The sequence below is a fragment of the Streptomyces otsuchiensis genome (genome assembly GCF_004305975.1).
Taxonomy (GTDB): domain Bacteria; phylum Actinomycetota; class Actinomycetes; order Streptomycetales; family Streptomycetaceae; genus Streptomyces; species Streptomyces otsuchiensis.
The window spans coordinates 1-8,412 of the sequence record NZ_BHZI01000254.1 but is presented as its reverse complement, the minus strand read 5'-3'; the positions used below and the strand labels follow the sequence as shown (position 1 = coordinate 8,412).

At 72.9% G+C, this 8,412-nt stretch carries 8 protein-coding genes; all 8 read right to left on the bottom strand.

What is annotated here, in order from left to right; genetic code table 11:
- Nucleotides 1–116: 116 nt before the first annotated feature.
- Nucleotides 117–875: a GntR family transcriptional regulator gene (locus E0D90_RS20685; protein WP_130799596.1), complete on the bottom strand. Its 759-nt coding sequence runs from the start codon at nucleotides 873–875 to the stop codon at nucleotides 117–119.
- 71 nt (nucleotides 876–946) lie between these two features.
- On the bottom strand, nucleotides 947–1,663 hold the full coding sequence (gene deoC, locus E0D90_RS20680; RefSeq protein WP_130799594.1) for a deoxyribose-phosphate aldolase: 717 nt from the start codon (nucleotides 1,661–1,663) through the stop codon (nucleotides 947–949).
- Between the two features lie 161 nt (nucleotides 1,664–1,824).
- Nucleotides 1,825–2,280, bottom strand: a complete 456-nt coding sequence (gene rbsD / locus E0D90_RS20675; RefSeq protein ID WP_103500844.1) for a D-ribose pyranase — start codon at nucleotides 2,278–2,280, stop codon at nucleotides 1,825–1,827.
- Entirely contained in the window at nucleotides 2,277–3,875 is a 1,599-nt protein-coding gene (locus E0D90_RS20670; protein WP_130799593.1) for a sugar ABC transporter ATP-binding protein, read from the bottom strand. The genes rbsD and E0D90_RS20670 overlap by 4 nt, the downstream gene beginning before the upstream one ends.
- Nucleotides 3,875–4,897: a sugar ABC transporter substrate-binding protein gene (locus E0D90_RS20665; protein ID WP_103500846.1), complete on the bottom strand. Its 1,023-nt coding sequence runs from the start codon at nucleotides 4,895–4,897 to the stop codon at nucleotides 3,875–3,877. The genes E0D90_RS20670 and E0D90_RS20665 overlap by 1 nt, the downstream gene beginning before the upstream one ends.
- Before the next feature lie 116 nt (nucleotides 4,898–5,013).
- A complete protein-coding gene (locus tag E0D90_RS20660) occupies nucleotides 5,014–6,015 on the bottom strand; it encodes an ABC transporter permease (RefSeq protein WP_130799592.1) in 1,002 nt (333 codons plus the stop codon).
- Complete coding sequence (locus E0D90_RS20655) at nucleotides 6,012–6,962, bottom strand: ribokinase (RefSeq protein WP_130799591.1); 951 nt, start codon at nucleotides 6,960–6,962, stop codon at nucleotides 6,012–6,014. Before E0D90_RS20655 ends, E0D90_RS20660 begins: the two co-directional genes overlap by 4 nt.
- A gap of 490 nt (nucleotides 6,963–7,452) precedes the next feature.
- The coding region (locus tag E0D90_RS20650; RefSeq protein WP_438827423.1) for an aldo/keto reductase at nucleotides 7,453–8,412 on the bottom strand (960 nt) is incomplete at its 5' end.

The window sequence follows — 8,412 nt, the reverse complement described above, 5'->3', positions numbered from 1 at the left end:
GGTGGGCGCGCCGCCCCCTCCTGCCCCCTGCCGCGGGCGGCGCGCCCACCCCCGCGAGGCGCGCCGCCCACTCCGTCCCGGGCTTCCGTCTCGGGCTTCCGTCTCGGGCTTCCGTCTCAGCGTCGCAGCAGCAGCGAGGTGAGGTGCAGCCGCCCGCTGTGGATCCACACGTCCGAGTACTCCACCGGGCGGTCGTCGGCGAGGTAGGTGACCTGCTGCAGGTACTGCACCGGTGCGCCCTCCGCCAGCTCCAGGGCGTCCGCCACCTCGGCGGAGGCCCGTTCGGCGCTGAAGGTGCGGCGCGCCGCGGCGATCTTCAGGCCGTAACTGCCCTCCAGCACCCCGAAGAGGCTGGACCGCTCGAAGTCGACCTCCTCGATGCCCGGTGTGAAGTCGGTGCGCACGTAGTTGAAGAGCAGCGCCACCGGCCCGTCCTCGGTGCTGCGCAACCGGACCAGTTTCAGCACCCGTCCGCCGGGCGCCAGGTCCAGCAGCGCCGCGACCGGGCGGGGCGGTGAGAGTGTGGCGGACTCCAGCACCGCGGTGTCGGTGACCACGCCCTGGCTGGCGAAGTCCTCGGAGAGGGTGCTCAGTTTCTGGGCGATGGCCGGCTCGATGGTGGTGGAGGTGACGAAGGTGCCGCGCCCGCGCACCTGGCGCAGCAGACCCTCGGCGATCAGGGTGGCCAGCGCCCGCCGCACCGTGCCCCGGCTGACGCCGAAGTCCTGTGCCAGTTCCGGCTCGCTCTTGAGCCGGTAGTGGGCGGGCCACTCACCGGCGGCGATCCGGGTCCGGATGTGCTCGGAGATCTGGACGTGGATCGCTGTCGGGACATCACGTTTGATGCCCGCCGGTTCCTCGTCGCCCGCCGTCACCCTCACCGCGCTCCTTCCGGGAGTCGTCACCCGCCGGGGCCGTGCCCGTGCGGGCACGGCCCCCTGTGTGCTCAGTAGCTCTTGGTCCCGGCGTCGGCCGAGGAGGTCACCAGGGCGACACCGGCGCTGGTGCCCAGCAGCACCGCTCCGGCCCGCAGCAGGCCGACGGCCTGCTCGTACCCGGTGATCGCGCCGGACGCCTTCACCTTGACCCCCTCGCGCGCCCGCTCCACAAGGTACCGAACGCTCGTCGGGTTCGCGGTCTCGATCTGCCCACTGCTGGCGTTCTTCAGGAAGGCCGCGCCCGCCTCCTGGGCGAGTTCGACGGCTGCCTCCTTCTCCGCGTCGGTGAGCAGCGGGAGTTCGAGCATGACCTTCACCGGTCCGCCGAACGCCCGGACGACGCCGGCGATGTCCTCCTGGAAGTCCTGGTAGCGGCCGCTCTTGAGCCAGCCGATCTGGACGCCTATGTCGAGCTGAGAGGCGCCCAGCCGGGCGATCTCGGCGGCCTCGGCCGCCTTGCCCGCACTGGTCATCACACCGACGGTCGGGAAGTCGAGGGCGGAGGCCACCTCGACGCCGGTGCCGGCGAGTTCGGCGCTGACCACGGGGACCCAGGAAGCGGGCACCATGGCCGCGTTGAAGCCGTACTGGGCGGCCTCCCGGGCGTGGGCGACCATGTCCTCACGGGTGGAGCGGGAGTCGATCCGGGTGTGCTGGATGTGGCGCGCCAGGCCGGCGGCGCTCAGGTCCGGCTCGGTGTTCGTGGTGGTCGAGGTCTCGGACATGTGTGGTGTCTCTCCATCTGTCGTTGGCCGTGCGCGGTGGTGCCGGGCGCGGCCCGGGCCGGGCGTGGGCCCTGGTGTTCGGTGCGTGTGCGTCCGGCCGTGCGAGGGGGCGGGACGGGACGCGCCCTGGCCCACGGCCGGGGTGGGGGTGGGACGGTCGGTCAGAGCTTGTCGGCGTAGTAGTCGGGCGCGATGACGCCCTCCCCGCCGAACCAGCGCGGCACGTCGACGCCGCAGTACAGGCCGATGTTTCCCCAGGGCTCGAAGGCCCCGGTGCGGACGACGACCTTGGCGCTGCGGGCGAGTTCGCCCAGCATGTCGGCGTGGGTGCGGGTGGTGAACTCGGCGTCGTCGAACCGCTCCCGCAGCCAGGTGTCCAGCAGCGGGTTGTTGCTGGGCACCTCCTCGGCGCGGACCACGCCCTCGACCACCAGTTCGTCGGCGATCAGGCCGATCACGGTGCGCAGGTCGGGCAGGTTCTCGGCGATGGCCAGGTCGATCCGGTCGGCCTCGCGCGGCACGGGGAACCCGGCGTCCACGACGAGGACGAGGTCGGTGTGGCCGAGGGTGGCGAGGGCGGCGCTGAGCTTGTCGTTGAGGATGCCACGGCGCTTCATGGTGCGGTTCCTTCCGGTGCGGGGGGAGGGCCGGGCCGGTCCGCCCCGCCCGCCCCGGGGGCGGTGGCGGAGACGGTGGCTCCGGTGGCCAGGGTCATGATCGATTCCTCGGTGGCGGTGCGGGTGGCGACGGTGTCCACCAGGCGCCCTTCGCTGAGGACGGCGATCCGGTCGGTGAGGGCGAGGAGTTCGGGCAGGTCGGAGGAGGAGCAGAGGATCGCCAGTCCGCGGTCGGCGAGGGCGAACAGCTCCTCGTAGATCTCCGCCTTGGCACCGACGTCCACGCCGCGGGTCGGCTCGTCGAGGATGAGCACGCCCGGGTTGATGGAGAGCCAGCGGGCCAGCACGGCCTTCTGCTGGTTGCCACCGGAGAGGTTGGTGATGGGCTGCTCCAGCGAGGCGGTCTTGACCCGGAGCTTCTTGGCCTGGTCGGCCGCCTGACGGTCGAACGCGCGGCGGCGCACCAGACCGAGGCGGGAGAACGCCTTGGTGGTGAGGGCGCCGACGTTGCGGCCGACGCTCATCGTGGTCAGCAGCCCCTGCGCCCGGCGCTCGCCGGGCACGAAGGCCAGACGACGGCCGACGCTGGCGATCGGGTCGCGCCTCTCGTACGGCTCGCCGAGCACTTCGACGGTCCCGCCGGTGCCCCGGTCGCCGCCGAAGATGTTGTGCAGCAGCTCCACCCGGCCGGAGTCGGGCAGCCCGGCGACGCCGAGGATCTCCCCGGGCCGCACCTGGAGGCTGATCCCGGTGTGCCGCCGGCCGCTCAGCTCACGGACGGAGAGCGCCGGCGGCCCCTCGGGGGCACCCTGGTGGCCGGCCCGGTCGGTGACCGCCGCCAGCTCCCGGCCGACCATCGCCGCCACCGCGCGGTCCGGGGTCGTCTCCTCGCGGCGCCAGCCGGCGACATGGGTGCCGTCGCGCAGCACCTGGATGTGGTCGGCGAGCCGGAAGACCTCGGGCATGCGGTGCGATACGTAGAGCATCGTCACACCGCCGGCCTTGAGGCGGTCCATGAGCGCGAACAGCCGTTCCGCCTCGGCGGGGGTGAGCATCGCGGTCGGCTCGTCCAGGATCAGCACCCGGCAGCCGCGGGCGACCGAGCGGGCGACCACGATGAGCTGCTGGGTGGCGAGGTCGAGCGATCCGACGGACGCCGACGGGTCCAGGGTGAGGTCCAGTTCGGCCAGCAGCTCGGTGGTGCGGCGCAGCATGGCGCGGCGGGAGGGGAACAGTCGGCTGCCCGGCTCGACGCCGGAGAGCACGTTCTCCGCCACGGTGCGGTCCTGGAGCAGGGAGAGTTCCTGCGGGACGATCGCGACGCCGTGCCGGGCCAGCACGGTGGCCGGGTCGTGGGAGGTGACCTCCTCGCCGAAGACGGTGACCGTGCCGGCGCTGGGCGGCTGGAGACCGGCGAGGATCTTCAGCAGGGTGGACTTGCCGGCGCCGTTCTCCCCCAGCAGGGCGGTGACCTCGCCGGCGGGTACGTCGAAGGAGACGTCGTGGAGGGCTCGCACCGGGCCGAAGTTCCGGCCCAGTCCGCTGATCCGCACGGCGGGCCCGGTGGCCGGGCCGGCCGTTGCCGCGCCGGTCATCAGTCCTCCACCGGGGTGTCGTCCAGGTTGTCCTTGGTGACGAACTCGGAGCCGGTGTCGACGCCGCTGATCTCGGTGCCCTCGACCGCGAAGTCGTGGAGGACCTTGACGGCCTGGTAGCCCTGCTCGGCGGGGTTCTGGCTGATGGTGAAGTCGACGACGTCGCGCTCGATGTACTGGGCGGTCTGGGTCAGCACGTCGAACCCGACGACCGCGATCTCGTCCGCCCGGCCCGACTCGGCCGTCCACTTGGCGGCCGCGGTGGTGGAGCAGCAGTCCAGCCCGGCGATGGCGGTGACGTCCGACTGGCCGGCCATGGTCGACTCGACCGTGTTGTAGGCGGCGTTGGGCTCGTTGCCGACGTTCACGGGGCCGACGATCTCCAGGCCGCTGCCCTCCAGCCCGTCCTTGAAGCCGCCGAAGCGGTCGTGCGACCAGCCGGCGCCGGTGTCGACGGAGAAGACGACGACCTTGCCCGTGGCGTCCTCGCCGACGACCTCCAGCAGTTCCTTCGCCTGGGACTCACCGGAGCCGCGCAGGTCCTGGCCGACGAAGCCCATCTGGCGGGAGTCGGGGTTGTCGGTGTTGAAGGAGATCACCGGGATACCGGCGTCGTACGCCTGGGCGATGACGGGGCGCAGCGCGTCGCTGGAGGCGGAGGACACGGCCAGGCCGTCGACCGCCTTCTGCTGGATGAGCGTCTGCAGCTCGGAGACCTGCTGGCCGGCGTCGCCGCCGGTCGGGCCGATCAGCTGCACGTCGGCGCCGAACTCCTCGCCGGCCCGCTGCATGCCCTGGCTGATCGGGGTGGCGAAGGCCAGCGAGGGGTCGTGGTAGCTGAGCTTGATCCGCAGGGATTCGCCGTTGTCGACGCGCTCCTGGATGTAGCCGGCCAGTTCGAAGCCGTCCTCGGAGCCGCCGCTGTCGGCGGCGGTGACGGCGCCACAGCCGGTGGCCAGTGCGGCGGTGGCGGTGATGGCGGCTGCCGCCAGGACTGATCTGAGAGTGGTACGGAGGGACATTGCGGACTCCTTGGGCACATGCGCGGGTTACCGGGGGCGCGGGGTCTCGATCGAGGGGACCGGGCGCGGTGTGGGGAGGAGGGTGACGCGGAGAGGGGGACCGTCGGCGGCGGTCGCTAGGCGCGGGTCTTTCGTCGGCGTTGCCAGGTGTCGGCGGCGACCGCCGCGACGATGACCAGGCCGGTGACGACGGTCTGCCAGAAGGACGAGATGCCCTTGATGTTGAGGATGTTCTGCAGGAGCCCGATGAAGGTGACGCCGATGACGGTGCCCCAGACCGTGCCGGACCCGCCGAAGAGGGCGGCGCCGCCGATGATCACCGCGGAGATGACGGTCAGCTCCAGGCCGCTTCCGGTGACGCCCTGCACATAGGAGAGGAAGGACAGTCCGAGTACGCCGGCGAGGGCCGCGGTGAAGCCCGAGAGCACGAAGGCGCTGAGCTTGACCTGCTTGACGTTGATACCGACCAGCCGGGCCGCTTCCTGGTTGCCGCCGACGGCGTAGCTGTTGAAGCCGAGGCGGGAGCGGGAGAGCAGCACCACGCCCAGGGCGGCGACGACGGCGAAGATCACGAACTGCATCGGCACCACGCCGAACAGCCGTCCCTGGCCGAGCAGGCTGAACTCGGCGACGCCCGGCATGCCGTTGTTGAGGGAGATCGGGGCGCCGTCGGAGATGAGGAGCGCCACGCCCCGGTAGACGCTGAGTGTGCCCAGCGTGACGATGAAGGACGGCACTCCGAGGAGGACGACCGCGAGCCCGTTGAGCAGACCGGCCAGCGACCCGACGGCCAGTCCGATGAGGGCGGCGAGCGGCCAGGCGAGGCCGTCGGATATCGCCATGCCGGTGCAGATGGCGGAGAGCGCGTAGACCGAGCCGACGGACAGGTCGATCTCGCCGTTGACGATGACGAAGGTGGCGCCGACCGCCATGATGCCGATCTGGGAGATCTGCTGGCCGACGGAGAGCAGGTTGTCGGAGGAGGCGAACCCCGGGGAGAGCACCACGCCGAGGAGGAAGAGCAGTACCAGGGCGGCGAAGACCCCGGACTCCCGGGCGTGCAGCAGTCTGCGCAGGTCGAGGGCGAACCCCCGCGCCGGCGCGGTGGTGGTGGTCATGGGGCGTCGTTCCTATCTGCGTCGGTACGGTCCGTGCCGGCGGTCGGCACGGCCGTGAGCTGTTCCGGGGTCGGCAGGGCGGGCACGACTCCGGGGACGGTCACCGCGTGGGCGCCGGCAGCGGCGGCGCGGGAGACGGCGGCGGCGATGTCGTCGCCGGAGGCCAGGGCGACCGCCAGGGCGGCGGTGAAGGCGTCGCCGGCGCCGGTGGTGTCGACCACCCGGCTCACCCGGCGGGCGGGTACTTCCCGGACTCCGGTGCCGTCGTCGACGAGGGCGCCCAGGCCGCCGCGGGTCAGCACGGCGGTGCCTCCGGTGCGTTCACGCAGCCGGGCGACGAGCTCGCGGTCGTCCAGGGCGGCGCCGTCACCCAGGCCGAGCAGCACGGGGGCCTCGGTCTGGTTGGGCGTGATCACGTCGACCAGCGGCCAGAGGTCGTCGGGCAGCGGCCGGGCGGGCGCGGGGTTGAGCAGGGTGGTCGTTCCGCATGCCCGGGCCTCACGCAGCGCCTGGTGGACGACGTCCGCGGGGATCTCCATGGAGACCACCAGGATGTCGGCGGCCTCGATGGCGGGGCGGAAGGGTTCGAGATCGGCGGGGGTGAGCCGGTCGAGGGCGCCGGGCGCGATGGCGATGCGGTTCTCGCCGGAGGGCTCCACCAGGATGAAACCGACCATGGTGGGGGCGTCGGAGGTGACGACCTGGGAGGCGTCGACCCCCTCGCTCGCCCACAGGGCGCGGGCCGCGCGGCCGTAGGCGTCGTCGCCGACCGCGGTGAGCAGGGAGACCCGCGCGCCCAGCCGGGCGGCACCGATCGCCTGGTTCGACCCCTTGCCGCCGGGGCCCTCGTCGAACTCACCGCCGGAGACCGTCTCACCCGCCGCGGGTGACCGTGGCACCCGCATGGTGAGGCCCGCTCCGTAACTCCCGACCACTGCGATCCGCATCGAACGCACACCCCGCTTTGTATGGGGACAACCATGAACATGCGCAGCGTATGTACAGGCATGTCCCCCGTCAATAGATGTTTCACAGCGGTGTTTCGGCGCGTTCTCACGCCGGACACACACGGGTGGTGGTCCGGAGGTCCGGCGCGCGGCGGGCCCGCGATCCGGGAGCGGGCGGACCGGCCGCCGCCCGGGATGCCGCCCGGGGCGGCGCCACGGTCAACGGACCGCTACCGGACGTCACATGAGTGACCGTCAGCTGTACCGGACCCTCCCGCGGGCCCCGCCGCGGGCGGATGGGTGGCGGGCGGCGGACGGCCGCCGAGCGGCCTCCGGCGCGCCGCTCCGGCCCCGGAGAAGGCCGGATAACGAAATGGCGCCGGCCCTCCCGAGGAGGGCCGGCGCCAGGGGCCGGGGCCGCCCGGCGGACCGGGAAGGAGTGCGACGGGGACCGCGGGCCCACGGCCGCGGGGCGGTCCGCCGCCGTGCGTCAGCCGGTGCCCGCCGCGTCGAGGCGGGCCCGGATCCCGTCCGGAAGGCGCAGCTCCATCGCGTCGAACGCCGCGTCGAGCTGCCACATCCGGGACACACCGACGATCGGCAGGATCGGGACCGCTCCCCCGGCCATGTGGGCGAGCACCACCTGCCCAGGCGTGACCTCCAGCTCGGCGGCCACCTCCCGCAGGACGCGCAGCCGCGCACGGCTGCCGGGATGGTCGTACCCGTCGGGCATCGGCTTGTCCGCGTCGTCGTAGGCGCCGCGCAGCAGCGGGCTGTACGCCCACACCTCGACGGCGTTGCGCGCCGCGTGGTCCAGCTGCTCGTCGCTGAGCTCACCGAAGGGATGTTCGTTGGCGGCGGCCTCGGGGCGGGTACGCAGATAGCTGTGGCTCAGCTGGATCGCGTCGATCGGGCGGGCGCCGGCCGCGACGGCCAGGGCGCGGGCGCGCTCAACCAGCCAGGCGGGGTGGTTCGAGGCGCCCACCCGCTCGGCCAGGCCGGAGCCGGTGAGTTCCGCCAGTGTCCCGACGGTCTCCTCGATGGGGGTGGCCCGGTCCTCCATGTGGATCCAGAAGAGGTCCACCCTGTCCACGCCCAGCCTGCGGCGGCTTCCCTCGAACGCCTCGCGCAGCACCGGTGCGGACAGTCCGGCGCGCGGCCCCGCCGCCACACCGGGCGTGACCGGCTCGGCGCCGGTCTTCGTCGAGATCCGCACCCGCTCCCGCATCCCGGGGCGCGCGCGGAGCCAGCGCCCGATCACCTCCTCGCTCTGCCCGCCCCTACCGGACCCGCTCAGCCAGAACGCGTAGCAGTCGGCGGTGTCGATCCACCGGCCGCCGCGCTCCACGAAGCGGTCCAGCAGGGCGAACGCGGTCGGCTCGTCGACCCCGGTGCCGAACAGCATCGTGCCGAGCACCGGCGAGGCGGGGGTGGGAGTGCGGTGGGTGGG